Here is an 18858-nt window from a genome sequence, read left to right as displayed (position 1 = left end):
TTTAGATACCACCGAAACGTCTGTGGCGTCTATTGTATTCTTTTATCGCTTCATGAAGCGCTTTTTCATCAAAATCAGGCCAGGCAATATCCGTAAAGTACAGTTCGCTATAAGCCGCTTGCCAAGGTAAAAAATTACTCAAGCGCAATTCACCACTCGTTCTAATCACTAGGTCAGGATCACGTAGACTAGCTGGCAACTTATTCGTATAGAGGTAATCAGCAATCAACTGTTCATCAATATCTCCAGGATTAAAAGCAGAGTTCAAGACGGCTTGTGCAATATCTTTGACCGCATGAGTCAGTTCAGCACGTCCTCCATAATTCAAGGCAAAGTTCAAAATCAAACCTGTATTATGCCTGGTCTTTTGCACTGCACGTTCCATCGCTTTTTTAGTCGCTTCTGGCAGACGTGAATGCTCCCCAATCATCTGGATTTTCACATTATTGGCATGGAGGTCAGGCACATACTTGTCATAAAATTCAACCGGCAAATTCATAATAAAGGTGACTTCTTTTTCCGGCCGAGTCCAATTTTCTGTCGAAAAAGCATAGACTGTCAGTACCTTGACTCCCATATCAGAAGCTGATTTCGTTATTTTTTGCAGGGCATCCATGCCAGCCTTGTGCCCCATGATACGTGGCTGCATACGTTTTTTGGCCCAACGACCATTGCCATCCATGATGATGGCAATGTGCTTAGGGACTTGAATAGCAGTTTCAATCATTTCTTTTTTCTTAAATGGAAAACGGAACATCTTTTATCCTCACATTATAATCAGTTCATTATATCATATTTTGCTAAAAATGCGAAAGTACGAGGGTTTTGTTCGTAAACACCATCTATTTACCGAAAAATAAGAAGCACCAAACGATGCTTCCTGTATGATTATTCTTCTATTACAGCAACTTCTTCCTTATCCGATTCTTCGCTCACTGCCTCCACTGCAGCTGTTTGGTTCACTCGACCACGAATCGCTGAACGTTCAAAAGTCAAATAGACACCATCTACATCCAAGACAACTGTTTGGTCATTGATTTCATCAACAATTCCATACAAACCACCAATCGTAATAATCTCATCCCCTTTTTTAATTTGGTTGAGCGTCTCCATACGATTCTTTTGTTGCTTGCGCTGAGAGAAAATCATAAACCCTAACATAGCCACCATCAACAGTGGAATTAAAAATTGACCCATAGTATCACTCCTTTTCAAATATAACCCATTATAACAAAAGATTCTTCAAAAAGAAAGATGTTGGAAATAAAATGATGGAGCGTCGCAGGCAGAACATTCCTGCACTTTATGGAAGAGATAGCAATAGTCCCTCCCCTGACTATTGCTACTTGGACCTAAAAACCACGGAATAAAGAGAGGCAGGGGAGCGACTATCTCTAACTGAGCTTAAAAACGAAAACAAGTTTCTAGTCCCCCCGCTGAATATTTGCCATCATAAATGTGGATTTCCAACCTCTCTACTGCGCTCTCATGTTGCTATGCGCAGGCTGAAACAGTTCACTGAACTGTTTCACTCCACTGGACTGAACCATCTGAAGATTTGCTAGCGCAATTAAGGATTTCCAACCTATCTACTGCGCCCTCATGTTGCTATGCGCAGGCTGAAACAGTTCACTGAACTGTTTCACTCCACTGGACTGTTTTAACCCCATACACTCTCTAAGATGTTGGTTTGTTCGCGGCCTGGGCCTACAGAGAAGGTTGAGATGCGAACGCCTACAAGTTCGCTGATACGGCGAACGTAGTTTCTAGCATTTTCTGGAAGGTCTTCTAGACTGCGAACACCTGTGATATCTTCTGACCAGCCTGGTAGTTCTTCATAAATTGGTTGGCAACGGTTGAGTTCTTCCAAACTCGCTGGATAGTGGTCAATACGCTTGCCATCTAGGTCATAGGCCACACATATTTTCACAGTTTCGAGTCCTGAAAGAACATCGATGGAGTTCAACGATAGATTGGTAATTCCTGATACGCGACGGCTATGGCGCATAACAACTGAATCAAACCAACCAACACGGCGCGGACGACCTGTCGTTGTCCCATACTCATGACCGACTTCACGGATGCGATCTCCGACTGCATCAAACAGTTCGGTTGGGAATGGCCCATCTCCTACACGGCTGGTGTAGGCCTTGCATACCCCGACCACCTTATCAATCTTACTTGGTCCAACACCGGAACCAATCGTCACACCACCTGCAACTGGATTTGATGAGGTCACAAATGGGTAGGTTCCTTGATCAATGTCCAGCATGACACCTTGGGCTCCCTCAAAGAGGACACGCTTACCTTGATCGAGAGCATCGTTCAAAATAACCGATGTATCTGTCACATATTGCTTGATTTGCTGACCATATTCGTAGTATTCTTCAAAAATGTCGTCAAACGCAATAGCTGTACTGTCGTACAATTTCTCAAATAGGCGATTTTTTTCTGCCAAATTGCGCTCCAAGCGCTCTTTGAAAATCTCACGATCGAGGAGATCTGCAATGCGGATTCCCACACGAGCAGCCTTATCCATATAAGCAGGCCCTATTCCTTTAATAGTCGTACCAATTTTATGATCGCCCTTTGCTTCTTCCTGCAACTGATCTAGTTTAATATGGTAGGGCAAAATCACATGCGCTCGGTCTGAAATCCGGAGGTTATCTGTCTTTACACCTTCTTCGTGCAAATAGTTCAACTCCTTGACCAAGGATTTAGGATTGACTACCATACCATTGCCAATGACAGAGATTTTTTCTGGAAAGAAAATTCCTGACGGAATCAAGTGTAGCTTGTATTTTTTCCCATCAATGACGATGGTATGACCTGCATTATCACCACCTTGGTAACGTGCAATCACTTCTGCATTAGCAGACAAAAAGTCTGTAATCTTTCCTTTACCTTCATCTCCCCACTGGGTTCCTACAACAACAACTGATGTCATATCTTTTACTTATCTCATAGCAGAGCAAGGTCTGCTTCCTTTCTTCACGCACGGCAGGATTCTCACCTACGAGTTTTTCTTACAATCCATTATAGCCGATTTTAACGAGTTTTTCAAGATTTGATCCCAGTATTGTCCGTAAACTCCTCGACTAGACTTTTAAAAAGAATCCTATTGTTTATAAAAGCTGAACAATCCGAAACTTCTCCAGCCATTGTCCCTTGATAACTCTTGGGCTACCTACTTGAAAAATAAGATACTCAATAAGCTCAAAATAGCCGGACCTCCCTGTTTCAATAGGATAGCCTTATTGGATGTAAACGCTCCATATACCGCTGCCCCGATGACATACAAAACAAAAATTGTCACGATTTCTAAATTGTGAGACAGGAAAATCCCATAGAGGAGAAAGAGGCCCAACAGACCATTATAAATCCCTTGATTTTTAAAAAGAGTCTGAACAGAACTACGGGTCAACTCTTCCTTATTCATATGAAAGGTCTGGCTAGTCTTATCCGATACTGTCGCAATCGTCTCAAGGTAGAAGATGTAAAGATGCTCAAGAGCAACAACTGTAGCTAAAATAGTCGTCATAAGTGACATAATCATTCCTTCTTTCTAGTCGTTATCAATCGCAATCGTTTCTAAACCGCTTATCAACTTCTCTAGCAAGTCTCTTAGGATGACACTTTCCTCAGGCGATAAGATCCCCTCCATCTGCTCCTTCACCAGCCTGTGGTGTTGTGGAGGAGAAATGATTAGCTGCTCTCTGGCAAAGTCGGTCAACTCAACCATGATCTCCCGCTGATTCTTAGGATTACGCTTCCTTGTAATATAGCCATTTTCTTCTAAAATCTTAAAATGGCGAGTTAAGGCAGCCTGATCAATTTTTAAGACTTCCTGCACTCGAATCTGGTTACAGGGAGCAAACTCAAGTAAAAATTGCAAGAGTTCATACCGCGTCAAGCTAATCCCCAAACGTTTTTCAAACAACTGAGTCATGGTCTGATCGGTGATGTGCAGTTGATAAAGTAGGTGGTCAATGGCAATCATAACGACTCCTTTTATAATTGACTTATCAATAGTTGATAAGTCAATTATAAAACTATCAAATGAAAAAATCAAGCCCTTAACTTGAATTTTTCATTTTCAAAAATCTGTATCACCTAGTGCTATTGGACGAGCGATTGGCATAGTAAGTCCAATCAATGCCACGAGCCCGGCACCAAGCCTCCACCGTAGGCGCTAGCACCAAATCGGTCTGGCGCAAGGAGGCTACATTACAAGCTCCAAGCAGGGCCATAATGGCTACAATACCCTCACAAAAAGCCTGAACTTCTTCAACTGCCTGGTCGACAGATTGCCTGTCTTTCACCACTTGTAAAAAGCGATTGGATAGTCCCACTGTGTCTGCTCCTAAAGCCAGCAATTTCACAATATCTAAAGGATTTTTGACCCCACCTGATGCAATGACTTGCGGACGACGATTAACAGGGAGGCTCATCGCCTCTACCATGGAAATGATGGTCGATTGCCCCCAGCCATATAGATAGTCGTAACTGTTTTTTGTGCGCCGGGCATCTTCGATCTTTGCAAAGTCTGTCCCCCCTACTCCAGAAATATCGACTGTCTCCACACCGATGGATGCCAGCTGCACAATGGTTTCCCGACTCATCCCAAATCCAACTTCTTTGACAATGACCGGCACCTCAAGATCACGGACCAGAATCTCTATATTTTTCAGCCACATGGAAAAATCGCGGTCTCCTTCTGGCATGACGATTTCTTGAGGGGCATTCAAATGAATCTGTAAGGCATCTGCCTCTAGTAAATCAACGGCTCTTTTAGCATTTTCTATATCATGGTGGGCTCCTAGATTAGCGAAAATGATGCCTCGGGGATTCTCCTTGCGCATAATGGAAAAGGTAGAAGCCACACTTGGATCTGTAAGAGCTGCACTGACCGATCCCGTCGCCACAGGAATATTGGTTTCATGACCAAGTATGCCTAGTAGCTGATTGATTTCACCAGTTTTCTTGCTTCCCCCAGTCATCGCATTGATGAAAAAGGGCATCGCACACTCTAGGCCCGCCACGGATGTCTTTAGACTAACATCTGCCACCTTTATCTCTGGAAGAGAGTGATGGATAAAACGAGTTTGCTCCATATCTCTGGCTGATTCTATTGTAAATTGTTGATTGGCCAAGGCGACATGCTGGTCTTTGCGATTTGGACCAACAACTTTTTTTCCCAACATGATTTCTCCTATTCTCTATAAGCGATCGCAAGCGGCAAGGGAACAATTCCTGCTCCTTCCCAAGCCCTTGCAATCCTTTCTTTTTGCGCAGGGGAGTCCACTATACAGATACCGCAATCACCACCACCAGCACCTGAGGACTTAGCAACAGCTCCTTCTTTTACGGCCAACTGACTCAGTCGGAGCAGGGACGGAGTTTCAATCACCATTCCCATGCCAACAGATAAATCTTGTAACTGTTGACGATTCAAGGCAATCGCTTCTCTGACCCTTCTCCCATCATCTTCTTGACAGGCATGGATCAGCTGCTCTAAACAAATACGATTTTCCTGTAAAAATCGACGGTGAACGGCGTCTTTTTCTTCTTGATTGAGTTGAGCTTGTATACTTGTCACCAGTTGGTCGGTTGAGGCCGCAGTTCCTGTCCAGCCAACCAATACATCCAGCCCAGCTGGCAACTCAAGCTCTTGGATTGCTAAATCTTTCCAGTCTTGCACTGTCAACTCAAGAATTGACAGACTAGCCATCTCTGTCTTGAGCCAGTGTCTATCCACAGAATAATAAGCTACCATGCCTCCAAAGCTAGAGGCTGCTAGGTCTCCAAACGATCCTACCATTCCGATTTTCAACTGGGCAAGCACTGCCAACTTGTAGACCAGCATCGGTGTCACCTCCTGCCGATAATAGGCTAGTAAGACCTTGACTACTGCAACTGTTACGGCTCCTGATGAACCGAGTCCATACTTAATACCGGACTGTTCATCATCTAAATCTGAGCGAATTTCAAGACGGTAGAGTCCATCAGCTGCCACACCTACGGCACGGACATAGTCTTCAACCACCTGCATACTACTGATAATCAAGCGATAGGGATTTGACGATTCCGCACAAATCTGATTGCCTAGGCGCGACCAAAGTACCTCAAGTTCAGGCTGCTGCGTCGAGTAAACACTCCCTGCCTCTGCCTGCTCTAGCTGCACAAACAAATACTGATTGACCGCTATGATGACTGCTGGATACCCCGCTTCAACGACTGCATATTCCCCCGCTAGATACAATTTCCCCGGTGCGCTTGCTTCAATCATGATGCTCACCCCTTGAAAAAGCAACTTGTGAGGCCTGCCAGTCTGCTTCTGATAAGATATAGGTACCAGGTCCCGAAAGGCTGGTCAAGACTTGCTCTGCTGGTAGATACTCTTTTAAGCCCTTGACTAGACGCCCCATATCACTCGCCCGGCACAAAACCTTGACATTGGGACCTGCGTCCATGGTCATATAAGCAGGTACCCCAAACTCTTCCCTCACCTGACGGACCGCTGCTTGCGCCTTCATGGTAGCTGCTGTCCAGTAAGTAAAGGGGGGATTGGCAGATAGGGTGGTCGCATGCATCTTCATTCCATTATGCTCGGTGATTTGTCCTAGTCTTTCAAAATCCTGCTGGATAATCGCAGCCTTCATCTCTTGTAAATCCTGGGCTGCCGTTTCTACCCACATAGGATAAAATGGAGATGTCTGCACAGTATGCTCCATCCCAACTCGGCTGGCAATCTTTTTCTTACCCGTATCCACTGCCAGAATGATCATCCCTATATTCCAAGCGGCATCATCAACTGGGTGCGCCATCGAGTCAGCTGAGCCAGTCCCCATATCCCATTCAACAAAGCCACCGAATAGGCTACGAGTACTAGAACCCGAACCTCGTCGGGCAAAGGTCGATAATTCCTCACGAGACATCTCTAGCCCCAAGGCAGTTGCAGTCGCTAAGGCCAAGGCCGCAAAGGCTGAGGCCGAACTAGCAAGACCTGCCGCCGTAGGTACAAAGTTCAAACTCTCGACGCAGACAAATCCCTTTTCACCTGTATATTCGCGAAATAAATCCAAAAATTGTGAAATCTTTTCAAGTTCTTTTGAAGATTGTTTTTCCTTATTTAGATAAAAAACATCTGCCGACAAGGAATCATCAAAAATGACCCTAGTATCTGTATAAAAAGCATCCAGTGTCAGTGATAAACTTGAGTTCATGGGCAAAAACAAGTCCCTGTCCCGCTTCCCCCAATATTTAATTAAGGCAATATTGGTATGGGCTCGTGCGATTCCTACTCTCTTACTCATCTCATTCTCCTAAGTATTGTGTCCATGTTTGGCTAGCACCCGCTCCTGCTAAGGCTTGGGCAATTTCTTTCGCTTCTTCCTTGGTATTTGCAAGAGCAATCATACAGCCGCCCCTGCCACCACCTGTTAACTTAGCTCCCAAGGCACCTGTTGCTCGGGCAATCTCTACTAGCCTATCCAAGCTCTCATCTGATACCCCCAAGTTTTGCAGATGGGTATGAGCTTGATTCATTACCTGCCCCAGCAATGCAGCCTGATTATGCACTAAGTAGTCTCTAGCACGATAGGTCAAGTCTCCGATAGCTTGCACCCAACTTTCTACCTCACTACGGCCTTGATAAAGCAATGCTACATCGGTGATGGCTTCAAGCGTATTTCCCGTTTTCCCTGTATCTGCGACGACCAGATAGGCATCTAAGGAGAGGTCAACTGGCTCAATCGCCTGTCCCTTGATGAAAAAGACGGGACCTGTCCCTGTCACTGTTGTTGCATCAATTCCTGATGGATTGCCGTGGGCAATTTTTTCAGATGTCTGGACAATATCCCACAAGTCCTCATCCGACAATGGTCTTTGATAGAAGGAAAATAGCGCCCGTGCCACCGCTGTAGCCACTGCTGCGCTTGACCCCATTCCCCGTTCTGCTGGAATGGTGGAGCTAATTTCTATATGAATAGCAGGATCTGTTGGAGCCCCAATCCGATAGAGGGAAAAGCGGATGGCATGTTTCAAACTTTCCCATATTTTTGGCATTTCATGAACCAACCCCTGGTAAAAATCACAACTAACTGAAAGAGCCTGCCCCTCTTTTCTAACCTCTGCTGTAATTTGGACAGCAGAAAAAGGCATGGCAATGGCTGGCTGACCGTACACCACCGCATGCTCTCCCATTAAAATAATCTTTCCTGTTGATGTTCCTATTGCAACCATGATTTCTCCTTTTGCAGCTTCTATTATACCATGTTTCAAGGAAAAGCTTCTACTATTTTACACCTCCCCTGTCAGCCAGTAGCTCGCTTATTCGTAGCAAAAATTTGTTTTTCAATTTTAAAATCGCTACAATATTAGTATTATATAGTCGTTTAGTTTATACCTAAAGGTAGCCACAGCTGTAATTGACTAAATCTGAAACAGCTGCGTCTCTTTTATTACTTCGACGAGTGAAAAGCTCCAGTGGAGGTTTTCACTCACCGAGACTCTTGACAAGGTATCCTTTTGATTTTTAAAGAGTATTAGATACGATGAGGAATCCAGTTATGCACATCAACCACTTATTACAACAAGCACCGAAAACCCTTCCCATTCTTCAGGCCTCTTTTGGACTAGAACGCGAGTCCTTACGCATGAATGCGGCACATCAGATTGCTCAAACTCCACATCCCAAAAAGCTCGGTTCTCGCAATTTCCATCCCTACATTCAAACGGATTACAGCGAGTCCCAACTAGAATTGATCACCCCTGTTAGCCCTTCAACACGGAAAGTCCGCCAAGTGCTGGGAGCCTGTACCGAAGTTGCCTACCGTTCAATGAATCCAGACGAATACCTCTGGCCCTTATCCATGCCCCCTTATGCTAGTGAGGATGACATCCGCATTGCCCGGCTAGAGGACGTCCACGAATACCAGTACCGAGAAGGACTCGGTCAACGCTATGGCAAGCTCCTTCAATCCATGTCTGGGATTCACTACAATATGGAATTGGGGGCAGGCCTCATCCAGCAATTATTTGAAGCAAGTACCTACAACTCGCTGATAGAATTTACCAACGATCTCTACCTTAAAGTCGCCCAACAATTCCTGCGTTTCCGCTGGTTGTTGACCTATCTATACGGCGCAAGTCCCATTGCTGAAAAGGGATTTTTAAAGGAAGACTTGGACCAGCCCGTACGCTCCCTGCGCAATAGTTCCTACGGTTATCGCAATGCCGATGATATTCACGTCTCCTTTGCCAGTTTGGAACACTACGTTTGCGATATTGAAGGCTATGTCGCAACAGGCCAACTTTCTGCCGAAAAAGAGTTTTACTCAGCCGTTCGTTTACGTGGTCACAAACACAATCGAGACTATCTCACAAAAGGGATTCGCTATTTAGAGTTTCGCTGCTTTGACCTAAATCCTTTTGATTTTCTCGCAATTAGTCAGGAGACGCTAGATACCGTCCATCTCTTTGTCCTTGCCTTGCTGTGGCTCGATAGCCCCGAAGATGTAGATGGAACCTTGACAACAGCCACAGCACTCAATGACCGAATTGCTCTATCCCACCCCCTTTCTCCCCTACCTACGGAGGCTGAAACCCAGACCATTCTTGAGGCAATGGAAGCTGTCACCTCTCATTTCCAGTTAGGCGAAACATACCGAGGGCTTGTAGACAAGGTCAAGCAACAAGTGTCCCAACCAGAATTGACCTTGTCAGGACAATTAGTAGGCCATCTAGCACACCACTCCTTGCAGGCTTTTGGTCGCAAGCAGGGACAGACCTTCCATGACTACGCCTGGACTGCACCCTATGCTCTCAAGGGGTTCGAACATATGGAACTCTCTACCCAGATGCTGATGTTTGATGCTATTCAAAAAGGAGTCAATCTGGAAATTCTTGACGAGGACGATCAATTCCTCAAACTCTGGCACAAAGACCATATCGAGTATGTCAAAAACGGAAACATGACATCTAAAGATAGCTACGTCGTCCCCCTTGCCATGGCCAACAAAACAGTTACGAAAAAAATCCTCGCAGCAGCAGGATTTCCTGTTCCAGCAGGAGCAGAATTTTCAAGCAAGAAGGAAGCCTTGCGCTACTATGGAGAGATTGAGAAGCAAGCCATTGTCGTCAAGCCAAAGTCAACCAACTTTGGTCTAGGAATTTCCATTTTTCAAGACGGACTCTGTCAAAAAGACTATGAAAAGGCTCTTGACATCGCCTTTGCCGAGGACAAGCAAGTTTTGGTCGAAGAATTTATCCAAGGGACCGAATATCGCTTCTTTGTTCTTGACGGAAAATGCGAGGCTGTATTGCTACGCGTCGCTGCAAATGTAGTTGGGGATGGGATTCATACAATCAGTGAATTGGTCGACCTCAAAAACCAGAACCCCTTGCGTGGTCGAGATCACCGTTCTCCGCTTGAAATCATCCATCTAGGTGACCTAGAAATCCTCATGCTTGACCAGCAAGGCTACAGACCAGACACCATTTTAAAAGCAGGTCAAAAAGCCGAATTGCGAGGTAACTCTAATATCTCAACAGGTGGCGACTCGATCGATGTGACTGAGCAAATGGATGATAGCTATAAACAACTGGCTGCTGAGATGGCAAGTGCTATCGGAGCCTGGGTGTGTGGGGTGGACTTAATTATTCCCGATTCTACAGTCCCCTCTAGTAAAGAGCAGCCCAACTGTACCTGTATCGAGCTGAATTTCAACCCGTCCATGTATATGCACACTTACTGCTATCAAGGACCTGGACAGGCCTTAACTCCAAAAATTATCGCCAAACTATTCCCTGAAATCACTGACGAGAGTGCAGAAACAGCACGCAACTAGAAGCAAGAGAGTTTCACACTAGGTATATACTCTACCGATTCGATAACCTAAAAACCAAATCATGACCATCCGTTTGACGGGTGGTCATAATTTCTAACATTAAGCTAACGAAAACCTGTAAAGAATGAGGCTGGTCTATTGACCCAGCCTCCCCTTCTTATCGCTACTCATTCATACCCCTCATCTTTTTCAAGCTGATTCCAAATCGGTCTATGATTGATTAAATCATCAATGGTCCCGATTTTATGACCTTTTGAGTAGTAGCCATCTAAAATGCCTAATTTTTGGAAAATCGTTTGTTTATAGGCAATTTCTGCATTCCATTCCACTGTATCCAGAATTTGAAGAGCCTTATTCAAGGCTTCTTCCCCATCAGCGCCCGAGGTTAAAATCAATACCCCGTGGCTATCTAATAGATATTCTTTTGGTAACTTTCCATCTGAATGCAGCAACTCTTGACGGACAATTTCTGCTAGCTCAGGGGTCGTATTAGGAGCAAAATCTAGCACCTTAATTCGTTCGACTTTCTGCGTTGACTCTGTCACATTTGGCATGTCCAGATGGCTCGTTGCCCAGAACATAGCATTTGGTGCATGCGCATGGAAAACACACTTGATGTCAGGATTTGTACGATAGCAAGCAAAGTGCATGTTAATCTCACGCGTTACTTTCCCCTCACCAGCAACGACTTCCTCTGTATCATAATCCACAACTAAGACTTGTGATGGACTAATCTTTCCATGGTAAGCCTCTGACATCATTGACGGTGTCATGATAATGTATTCCTTACCATTTTTATCAACTGTTTTGAAGGAGAAATTCCCTCCAGCTGTATTTGTATTCTTACGGTGATACGTTAAATATACCGCATCTGCGAGAGCCTTTCTTTCTTCTGAAAATAGAATTTTTCCACTCGTCATCTACTCTTCCCCTTTCTTTTTTCCTTGGCGTAAGGCAGCATAAATTTTTTCTGCTGTTTCACGTTTTTCTTTTTGACTGTCATCATATTCTTTAAATAATTCATCGTATCCTTTGCGATAGACAATAAAACTTAGCACAATCGCTACGAGATTATAGAGATAGTAACCCGTATTGAGACCAAGCAAGAACAAGATGACAGCAACCAACAATAGCATTAGCCAAAAGGCTTTTTTAGTTTTCATAACGTTTTGACGGTACTTCTTGTTGCACCATGGTTTTGTATAGCCATCCAAACAAGATGAGAAATAAGACCGCCCCTCCAATCGCAAATAGGTTGATATTAAAGGCCTCAGCAAACAGTATCCGAAGTTCTGGTGCCTCGATAGTAGACCATGTGATTAGTTTTCCTTTTTCGACATCAACGGCACCAGTCTGGTTTGCGAGACCTGTTAAAATCGGTGCAAAGTATGTTGCACTGTAAAGATAGAGTGGTAGGTAGATAACACCTAAAATCGTCATCCGTGCCAAATTACCACCGGTCAGCAAAAGTCCACCGACTGCGATAGAATAGTTTAATACACCTGCAATTGGTAATACCGTATTCCCCGGTAAAATCAACGAATAACCAATGAAGAATGGTACCATCAAGATAAGAGTTACCCAAACTTCTGAACGACCCGCGAGTAGCGGCCAGTCCATTCCGATATAGACTTCACGATCATTGAAGCGTTTTTTCATAAACTCAGACATAGCATCTGCAAGAGGCGAGAGCGACTGCATAAACAGCTTGCTGACCATTGGAAAGAGGGCCATCGCTGTTGCAACCTGAATCCCTAGATTCAAGGAATTAGAGACAGTATACGCTCCTGCAAAACCAAGACACACCCCGATAATGAAGCCCATCACAGAGTTTTCTGAGAAGATACCAATCTTCTTACGGAGAGAGTCCGTATCTGCTTTTTTATTCAAGAATGGAATTTTATCCATCAATTTATTCACTGGCAACATGAATACAGCCGATAAATTCATACAGTGTGTAACAGTCACCATTGGGATACCTGTCAAATCTTCAATATGTTTTTGGAACATATCGCCAAGTTTCAACTCAAGGACAACTTGGAGAGCTGCTACGAGGAAACTAGCCCACAATTTTCCACTCACATAATATACGAGGTAGCCCGTAAGAGCCTTGCCCCAAACGTTCCACATATCCACATTCAATGTTTTGGTCCAATTAAAGCTGAGCATTAAAATATTAATCGCAATTTGAACAGCAAAGAAGGTGAAGGCAAAGGTCCAAGACCATACAATACTAGCGGCACCTGTCCAACCCAAGTCCAAGGCTGGCAGAGAAATACCTGTATTCAAGGCGAGTGCTTCAGAGGCAGGCGATACCGCTCCAGACATGAATCCAATAATCATGCCCATTCCTGTAAAGGCAACCCCTAGCGTAATCGCTGAAATAAATGCTTTTTTAACTTTCATTCCAACCAATAATCCTAAAACTAGAATAATCAAGGGAACAAAGATAGCTGATCCTAAATTCAAAATCCATTGAATGACATCTTTAAAGATACTCATAATTTTTCACTCCTCTCCACGCATCATTTTTTTGTTGCGGCTACAATTTCTTCATAAACACCATCTACACCCATACCAGTTAAAAATGGTACACCCGGAAATACCGCTACACCTAGACGCTCTGCTTCTTCCAGAACCTCTATCTCTGGTTTGGCAATATAAACATAAATGCTGGCTTGAGGTAGCTCGTTTAAAATTGATTTGTAATCAACCGCTTCAACAGGATAGCTAATGTTATCATCTTCAAAGCGTGATTTAATTTTCTCTGCAATGGTAGTACTAGTTGCCACTCCACTACCGCATGCAACAATAAGTTTTTTAGCCATAACAATGGACTCCTTTATAAATAATGATTTACTAACTGATACATGTCCAAATCTGTTGTTGTTTGAACAAATTCCTGTACAAATGCTTCCTGTGAAAAAACTTCCATCAGCTTTGCAAGTAGACCTACCTGTCCTGTAGGATCTTTGATCCCTAGGAACATGAAATAGCAACACGTCATCTCGGAACTATCTCCCATTTGGAGCATATCGAGGGGGGTACTATTTTTTACAATAAAAATAAACGGTTTTTCAATCACCTGCGGATCGGTATGAGGAATTGCAATATTGACAAATTTTGTCTTTAGGCCTGTTGGAAACTGCTGTTCTCTCTCCAATAACGCCTCCACATACTGATCTGTTACATAGCCTTTTTCTTTTAACTCCTTTCCAATGAATCGAAACAGTTCAATATGGTTAGAAACATTACAATCCAACTTTACCAAATCAGCTTGCAACATATCTTTATACATTTTTCACCTCTTTTTATTAACATTTTGTTAAACTTTTGTTATAATTTGATTATAAGTTATTTTTTAGATGTTGTCAACGCTTTCAATGATGTTTTTTTGATTTCTTTGTTAAACTTTTGTTTTTTTAGAGAAAACATCTACCATACCATTTGTTTTTGTATCTAGTTTTTTTATGATATGATAGTCTTAAAGTGTCTGAATATAAGAAAGGAATAGAAACTATATGAAAGCCAATCGGCAGAAGGAAATCCTCGCAATAGTAGATAAATTTGAGATTATTTCTTACACAGCACTCGCTCAATCATTAGGGGTTTCCGTCATGACCATCCGTCGTGATATCAAGGAGCTCGTAAAAGAACAAAAGATTATCAAAGAACATGGTGGTGTACGAAAAGCCATTCGCATCAAACCAACTTATGAAAAGATGACGCTCTTTACAAAAGAAAAAGAGTATATCGCCGACCTTGCGGCCAATATGATACGCCCTAAAAGCGTTCTCTACTTAGGAGCTGGAACAACTGTTCTTGCTCTGGCAAAACATCTCCGTAATGATCACAAGCACATCATCACCAATAGTTTGATTACATTTAATTGGTTAATTGAAAACCACTTTGAAAACGTTCTACTAACTGGTGGAGAATTTTATGCAAAAACAGGAGAATTCCATGGACAACATGCCGAGCGACTGATTACTGATTTCTCAATCGACTACGCTTTCCTTGCAACAAATGGAATCACTGATGAAAACATGACCACTTTCTCCCCAACTGCAGGACGCTTGCAAGCAGTGGTTCTCAATCAGTCCAAGGAGACCTACCTATTAGCAGATCATTCAAAATTTGGCAGTAGCGATTCTTATATCTTTGGGAAATTAAACTGTTTGACTGCTATTATCACCGATGGAGCTATCTCAGACGAGATCAAAGACTATTACGGAGGGTATACAGAAATTATCAACTAATCCCTATTAAGAAAGGAAGCATGTATGGTCCTAATTGTTACCTTAAATCCATCTGTTGATCTACTTTATTTTGAAGAAAACTTCTCTCTTGCCGCCCATAATCGCTTTCAGCCTTCAACAATGATGGCCGCAGGCAAGGGCATTAACTGCTCACGTGCACTCTCCTATTTAGGCATAGAAGCAACTTCACTAGCACTTGTAGGCGGAAAGACTGGAAAGTTCTTTAAAGAATTACTCAAGACAGAACGTTTCCACCCCGTCTTTTTATCCATAGACGATGAAACCAGACACTCCATTACCATCATGCACAACAATGGAGTTCATACTGAGATTGTAGAAACAGGACCAAAAGTATCAAGCCCTGAGCTCAGAATGGAAATATTTGATACCATTATGAAACTCGCAACAAAAGAAAAACCACGAGTTATCTCGCTCAATGGCTCTGTTCATTCAGATGATCCTTACTTCTATAACGATTTAATTGCTCTTTTAAGACAAAAACTTCCGACAACTACGAAAATCTTTGCAGATTTCTCCAAAGAGTCGCTCCACCTCATCGTAAATGACTCGTTCTACAAACCTGATTTCATCAAACCAAATATAGATGAATTTTCCGAGCTGATCGGTCAGGTCGTACGTGATAAACAACAAGTGCTCGACTACTTAATAACCAATCCTATCCCTGTTCCATACACCTTGGTGTCCTGTGGCGAACAAGGAGCAATCGCCCAATTCAACGGCAAATTATACGACGTCACTGCGCCTAGTATCGAGCTCATCAATCCGACTGGTTCAGGCGATTCTACTGTTGCAGGAGCAATCTATGCTTTTGAACATGGAATGAGCGATGAAATGGTGATTCGCTACGCTATAGCTAGCGGTACAGCTAACGCCATGGAGCAAGGCGTAGGTATTGCAAAACATGAACTGGTATCACACCTACTTGATCAAGTCATCATCCAACCAGTTTCATAAAACAGTCAACCCACCGATGATGGCAATAAATGATTGAGCATAAAACCAAAAGCGACCAAGGACTGACTGCCTGCTAGACACACCGATACAGGCCTTGGTCGTTTTTTAGTTCATACTCCCTAATAAATATATCCGTTTACACGAACCATCTTCCCACTTTTAAAACAGTTTCAAATTCTATCCAACTGGCATTTTACCTTTGATGTGCTATAATAAGTCTTATGGACAAAATAATCAAAACAATTTCAGAAAACGGGCATTTCCGTGCCTTCGTATTAGATAGTACACAAACAGTTCAGATGGCTCAAAGAAAACACGAAACCATGGCCTCATCAACTGTTGCCTTGGGGCGTACCCTGATTGCCAACCAGATGCTGGCTGCAAACGAGAAGGGGGACACTAAGATTACTCTGAAAATCCTTGGCAATAGCTCTCTCGGTGCTATCATTAGCGTGGCCGATACCCACGGTCACGTCAAAGGCTACATCCAAAATCCAGACATCGATTTGAAAAAAACAGCAACTGGCGAAGTCATCGTAGGGCCTCTTGTCGGTCAAGGTCAATTTTTAGTCATTACAGATTATGGTATGGGACATCCCTATCACTCTATGACTCCCTTGATTTCGGGAGAAATTGGAGAAGATTTTGCCTACTTTTTGACCGAAAGCCAACAGACCCCATCAGCAGTTGGTCTCAATGTTTTATTGGATGAAGAAGACAAGGTTCAGGTGGCCGGTGGTTTTCTCCTACAAGTCTTGCCCGGCGCTACAGAAGCTGAAATCGCACAATTTGAACAGCGAATCCAGAGCATGCCACCTATCTCACAGCTGCTTGCATCAAACAATCCTATCGAAGCCCTTTTGGAAGCTATTTATGGTGATCAAGCCTTCAAACGCCTATCTGAGAATCCCCTTAACTTTACCTGCGATTGCTCAAAAGAGCGCTTCTTAAACGCGCTTGCTAGTCTACCAAAAAACGAGTTAACAAAAATGAAGGAAGAAGACAAGGGAGCCGCCATTACCTGCCAATTCTGCCAAACCCATTATCAATTTGACGAAAACGCTCTGGAGGAACTCATCAATGGCTAATCTCAATACCCCATTTAAGATAGGAAATGTCGAAATCCCCAATCGAACAGTTCTTGCTCCGATGGCTGGTGTGACCAACTCAGCCTTTCGTACAATCGCTAAGGAAATGGGAGCTGGGCTCGTGGTCATGGAGATGATTTCAGAAAAAGGGCTACTTTATAACAATGCAAAGACCCTACACATGCTACACATTGAAGAAAATGAAGCTCCAATGTCCATTCAGCTCTTTGGGGGAGATGCAGACGGACTGTCACGTGCCGCAGAATTTATCCAGAAAAATACCAAGGCAGACATCGTAGACATTAACATGGGTTGCCCCGTCAACAAGGTCATTAAAAACGAAGCAGGGGCCAAATGGCTGAAAGATCCTGATAACATTTACCACATTATCAAACAAGTCAGCTCTGTCCTTGATATTCCTTTGACTGTCAAGATGCGAACAGGATGGGCAGACCCTGCTCTAGCGATTGAAAATGCTTTAGCGGCAGAAAGCGCTGGAGTAGCAGCTCTTGCCATGCACGGTCGCACCCGAGAGCAAATGTATACGGGAACCGTCGACCTTGAGACCCTCAGTAAGGTAGCAAAAGCCCTCACTAAGATTCCGTTTATCGCAAACGGTGATATTCGCACAGTTCAAGACGCTCGCCAACGGATTGAAGAAGTCGGTGCAGATGCCGTCATGGTAGGCCGAACTGCTATGGGAAATCCCTACATTTTCGAGCAGATCAATCACTATCTTGAGACAGGTGAAATCCTTCCCGATTTGAGCTTCCATGATAAACTCAACATCGCCTTTGAACACCTGACACGTCTAGTCAATCTCAAGGGCGAAAGTATCGCTGTACGTGAATTTCGTGGGCTTGCTCCCCATTACCTTCGTGGAACAGCTGGTGCTGCGAAAATTCGTGGAGCTGTCGCTCGCGTCGAATCAGTGGAAGAGGTAGCGTCACTCTTTCATCAAGCACGTGAAGCCTATAAAAAATAAGAAGTTGGAAAATGCCAGCTTCTTATTTTGTCCCTCTAGAATCCTATAATCTCAAATACCGCTATACCTACTTCTGCAAATAGGGCTTCTACTAATGATATTGCAATTCATAAGGAAGCCCTATCCGTAACTCTTATTTTAAAGTAGCTTGTTGCACAACCTCCTGACTAGGAGTGATGGGAAATGCTAGCTTCCTTATGTTGGTTTGCAATAAAAAAGCGATTGATTTTTTTCGTAAAGTATTTTAGAATAGAATGGATGAGAAAACGTTTTCTTGCACTCGATAAAAAGCAAACTAGCCGAAGGTTTTACGGCGTACAGCAGGATGTGTAATAGAAAGTGCTTCGTCTACATTTTCCCAGCTTCTAAAAGGAGGACTATTAAGATGGTAACATACTATAACAAGATAAAAAATAGTCGGTTCGACCTTTATTTTATCCTTTTTATCCTCTTCATTTGGTCTATGGTTATTTGGATACCACCTAGTATTCATCTTCCTTTTGGTAATCATAGCATGTCCGTCCCTGATGCTATCTTTCGCTATTTTCTGCCAGCCAGCGGTTGGCTATCCATTCTAACCGCCCTTCTTTTCAAAAGAATAAAATTGTTCCTATTTGGCCTCCTCTGCTTGCAGCCAATCGTTGTGACACTAGCTCTCTCCTACCTCATTTTCGGGATATTTGGACTAGATGCTCGATAAC

General features: G+C 43.4%; 20 protein-coding genes. 6 read left to right on the top strand and 14 right to left on the bottom strand.

Going from position 1 to position 18858, the window contains the following annotated elements; all coding sequences use genetic code 11:
* Position 1: 1 nt before the first annotated feature.
* The 9 genes from BVE84_RS03320 to mvk all read right to left on the bottom strand — a co-directional run bounded on the left by BVE84_RS03320 (position 2) and on the right by mvk (position 8244).
* On the bottom strand, positions 2–757 hold the full coding sequence (locus BVE84_RS03320) for an isoprenyl transferase (protein ID WP_076995673.1): 756 nt from the start codon (positions 755–757) through the stop codon (positions 2–4).
* A 131-nt stretch (positions 758–888) separates the two neighbouring features.
* Entirely contained in the window at positions 889–1197 is a 309-nt protein-coding gene (yajC, locus tag BVE84_RS03315) for a preprotein translocase subunit YajC (protein ID WP_076995672.1), read from the bottom strand.
* Positions 1198–1660: 463 nt separating this feature from the next.
* Positions 1661–2947: an adenylosuccinate synthase gene (locus BVE84_RS03310; RefSeq protein WP_076995671.1), complete on the bottom strand. Its 1287-nt coding sequence runs from the start codon at positions 2945–2947 to the stop codon at positions 1661–1663.
* Between the two features lie 240 nt (positions 2948–3187).
* Complete coding sequence (locus BVE84_RS03305; protein WP_076995670.1) at positions 3188–3550, bottom strand: DUF1304 domain-containing protein; 363 nt, start codon at positions 3548–3550, stop codon at positions 3188–3190.
* 15 nt (positions 3551–3565) lie between these two features.
* Complete coding sequence (locus BVE84_RS03300; RefSeq protein WP_076995669.1) at positions 3566–4000, bottom strand: MarR family winged helix-turn-helix transcriptional regulator; 435 nt, start codon at positions 3998–4000, stop codon at positions 3566–3568.
* 109 nt (positions 4001–4109) lie between these two features.
* Complete coding sequence (gene fni, locus BVE84_RS03295) at positions 4110–5204, bottom strand: type 2 isopentenyl-diphosphate Delta-isomerase (RefSeq protein WP_076995668.1); 1095 nt, start codon at positions 5202–5204, stop codon at positions 4110–4112.
* Between the two features lie 8 nt (positions 5205–5212).
* Positions 5213–6289: a phosphomevalonate kinase gene (locus tag BVE84_RS03290; RefSeq protein ID WP_076995667.1), complete on the bottom strand. Its 1077-nt coding sequence runs from the start codon at positions 6287–6289 to the stop codon at positions 5213–5215.
* Positions 6282–7316: a diphosphomevalonate decarboxylase gene (mvaD, locus tag BVE84_RS03285; protein ID WP_076995666.1), complete on the bottom strand. Its 1035-nt coding sequence runs from the start codon at positions 7314–7316 to the stop codon at positions 6282–6284. The genes BVE84_RS03290 and mvaD overlap by 8 nt, the downstream gene beginning before the upstream one ends.
* Position 7317: 1 nt before the next feature.
* Complete coding sequence (mvk, locus tag BVE84_RS03280) at positions 7318–8244, bottom strand: mevalonate kinase (protein WP_076995665.1); 927 nt, start codon at positions 8242–8244, stop codon at positions 7318–7320.
* A gap of 326 nt (positions 8245–8570) precedes the next feature.
* Between mvk and gshAB the strand changes: the two genes are divergently transcribed.
* Positions 8571–10850: a bifunctional glutamate--cysteine ligase GshA/glutathione synthetase GshB gene (gene gshAB, locus BVE84_RS03275; protein ID WP_076995664.1), complete on the top strand. Its 2280-nt coding sequence runs from the start codon at positions 8571–8573 to the stop codon at positions 10848–10850.
* A gap of 167 nt (positions 10851–11017) precedes the next feature.
* Here gshAB and BVE84_RS03270 read toward each other — a convergent pair whose 3' ends face one another.
* Genes BVE84_RS03270 through BVE84_RS03250 form a run of 5 tightly spaced genes read right to left on the bottom strand, consistent with a single transcriptional unit; the run spans position 11018 to position 14148 of the window.
* Entirely contained in the window at positions 11018–11770 is a 753-nt protein-coding gene (locus BVE84_RS03270) for a class II aldolase/adducin family protein (protein ID WP_076995663.1), read from the bottom strand.
* Positions 11771–12013, bottom strand: a complete 243-nt coding sequence (locus tag BVE84_RS03265) for a hypothetical protein (protein ID WP_075104985.1) — start codon at positions 12011–12013, stop codon at positions 11771–11773.
* On the bottom strand, positions 12003–13352 hold the full coding sequence (locus tag BVE84_RS03260; protein ID WP_076995662.1) for a PTS galactitol transporter subunit IIC: 1350 nt from the start codon (positions 13350–13352) through the stop codon (positions 12003–12005). The genes BVE84_RS03265 and BVE84_RS03260 overlap by 11 nt, the downstream gene beginning before the upstream one ends.
* 23 nt (positions 13353–13375) lie before the next feature.
* Positions 13376–13678: a PTS sugar transporter subunit IIB gene (locus BVE84_RS03255; RefSeq protein ID WP_076995661.1), complete on the bottom strand. Its 303-nt coding sequence runs from the start codon at positions 13676–13678 to the stop codon at positions 13376–13378.
* A 14-nt stretch (positions 13679–13692) separates the two neighbouring features.
* Positions 13693–14148, bottom strand: a complete 456-nt coding sequence (locus BVE84_RS03250; RefSeq protein ID WP_076995660.1) for a PTS sugar transporter subunit IIA — start codon at positions 14146–14148, stop codon at positions 13693–13695.
* A gap of 223 nt (positions 14149–14371) precedes the next feature.
* Between BVE84_RS03250 and BVE84_RS03245 the strand changes: the two genes are divergently transcribed.
* The 5 genes from BVE84_RS03245 (at position 14372) to BVE84_RS03225 (ending at position 18857) form a co-directional block, all read left to right on the top strand.
* Complete coding sequence (locus tag BVE84_RS03245) at positions 14372–15109, top strand: DeoR/GlpR family DNA-binding transcription regulator (RefSeq protein ID WP_076995659.1); 738 nt, start codon at positions 14372–14374, stop codon at positions 15107–15109.
* 24 nt (positions 15110–15133) lie between these two features.
* The gene (locus tag BVE84_RS03240) at positions 15134–16084 is read left to right on the top strand and encodes a 1-phosphofructokinase family hexose kinase (RefSeq protein WP_076995658.1); all 951 of its coding nucleotides are present in this window, start codon (positions 15134–15136) and stop codon (positions 16082–16084) included.
* A 221-nt stretch (positions 16085–16305) separates the two neighbouring features.
* A complete protein-coding gene (gene hslO / locus BVE84_RS03235; RefSeq protein WP_076995657.1) occupies positions 16306–17172 on the top strand; it encodes an Hsp33 family molecular chaperone HslO in 867 nt (288 codons plus the stop codon).
* Complete coding sequence (dusB, locus tag BVE84_RS03230) at positions 17165–18157, top strand: tRNA dihydrouridine synthase DusB (RefSeq protein WP_076995656.1); 993 nt, start codon at positions 17165–17167, stop codon at positions 18155–18157. The genes hslO and dusB overlap by 8 nt, the downstream gene beginning before the upstream one ends.
* 385 nt (positions 18158–18542) lie before the next feature.
* On the top strand, positions 18543–18857 hold the full coding sequence (locus tag BVE84_RS03225) for a hypothetical protein (protein WP_076995655.1): 315 nt from the start codon (positions 18543–18545) through the stop codon (positions 18855–18857).
* Position 18858 lies beyond the last annotated feature (1 nt).

It is taken from the genome of Streptococcus azizii (assembly GCF_001984715.1).
Classification (GTDB): Bacteria; Bacillota; Bacilli; order Lactobacillales; family Streptococcaceae; genus Streptococcus; species Streptococcus azizii.
Note: the sequence above shows the minus strand (reverse complement) of the source record. Positions and strands in the feature narration are given on the sequence as shown.

What these genes read in the sequence shown, in the direction of transcription:
- BVE84_RS03320 (WP_076995673.1), bottom strand. Translation starts at nt 757, where the DNA reads ATGTTCCGTTTTCCATTTAAGAAAAAAGAAATGATTGAAACTGCTATT.
- yajC (WP_076995672.1), bottom strand. Translation starts at nt 1,197, where the DNA reads ATGGGTCAATTTTTAATTCCACTGTTGATGGTGGCTATGTTAGGGTTT.
- BVE84_RS03310 (WP_076995671.1), bottom strand. Translation starts at nt 2,947, where the DNA reads ATGACATCAGTTGTTGTTGTAGGAACCCAGTGGGGAGATGAAGGTAAA.
- BVE84_RS03305 (WP_076995670.1), bottom strand. Translation starts at nt 3,550, where the DNA reads ATGTCACTTATGACGACTATTTTAGCTACAGTTGTTGCTCTTGAGCAT.
- BVE84_RS03300 (WP_076995669.1), bottom strand. Translation starts at nt 4,000, where the DNA reads ATGATTGCCATTGACCACCTACTTTATCAACTGCACATCACCGATCAG.
- fni (WP_076995668.1), bottom strand. Translation starts at nt 5,204, where the DNA reads ATGTTGGGAAAAAAAGTTGTTGGTCCAAATCGCAAAGACCAGCATGTC.
- BVE84_RS03290 (WP_076995667.1), bottom strand. Translation starts at nt 6,289, where the DNA reads ATGATTGAAGCAAGCGCACCGGGGAAATTGTATCTAGCGGGGGAATAT.
- mvaD (WP_076995666.1), bottom strand. Translation starts at nt 7,316, where the DNA reads ATGAGTAAGAGAGTAGGAATCGCACGAGCCCATACCAATATTGCCTTA.
- mvk (WP_076995665.1), bottom strand. Translation starts at nt 8,244, where the DNA reads ATGGTTGCAATAGGAACATCAACAGGAAAGATTATTTTAATGGGAGAG.
- gshAB (WP_076995664.1), top strand. Translation starts at nt 8,571, where the DNA reads ATGCACATCAACCACTTATTACAACAAGCACCGAAAACCCTTCCCATT.
- BVE84_RS03270 (WP_076995663.1), bottom strand. Translation starts at nt 11,770, where the DNA reads ATGACGAGTGGAAAAATTCTATTTTCAGAAGAAAGAAAGGCTCTCGCA.
- BVE84_RS03265 (WP_075104985.1), bottom strand. Translation starts at nt 12,013, where the DNA reads ATGAAAACTAAAAAAGCCTTTTGGCTAATGCTATTGTTGGTTGCTGTC.
- BVE84_RS03260 (WP_076995662.1), bottom strand. Translation starts at nt 13,352, where the DNA reads ATGAGTATCTTTAAAGATGTCATTCAATGGATTTTGAATTTAGGATCA.
- BVE84_RS03255 (WP_076995661.1), bottom strand. Translation starts at nt 13,678, where the DNA reads ATGGCTAAAAAACTTATTGTTGCATGCGGTAGTGGAGTGGCAACTAGT.
- BVE84_RS03250 (WP_076995660.1), bottom strand. Translation starts at nt 14,148, where the DNA reads ATGTATAAAGATATGTTGCAAGCTGATTTGGTAAAGTTGGATTGTAAT.
- BVE84_RS03245 (WP_076995659.1), top strand. Translation starts at nt 14,372, where the DNA reads ATGAAAGCCAATCGGCAGAAGGAAATCCTCGCAATAGTAGATAAATTT.
- BVE84_RS03240 (WP_076995658.1), top strand. Translation starts at nt 15,134, where the DNA reads ATGGTCCTAATTGTTACCTTAAATCCATCTGTTGATCTACTTTATTTT.
- hslO (WP_076995657.1), top strand. Translation starts at nt 16,306, where the DNA reads ATGGACAAAATAATCAAAACAATTTCAGAAAACGGGCATTTCCGTGCC.
- dusB (WP_076995656.1), top strand. Translation starts at nt 17,165, where the DNA reads ATGGCTAATCTCAATACCCCATTTAAGATAGGAAATGTCGAAATCCCC.
- BVE84_RS03225 (WP_076995655.1), top strand. Translation starts at nt 18,543, where the DNA reads ATGGTAACATACTATAACAAGATAAAAAATAGTCGGTTCGACCTTTAT.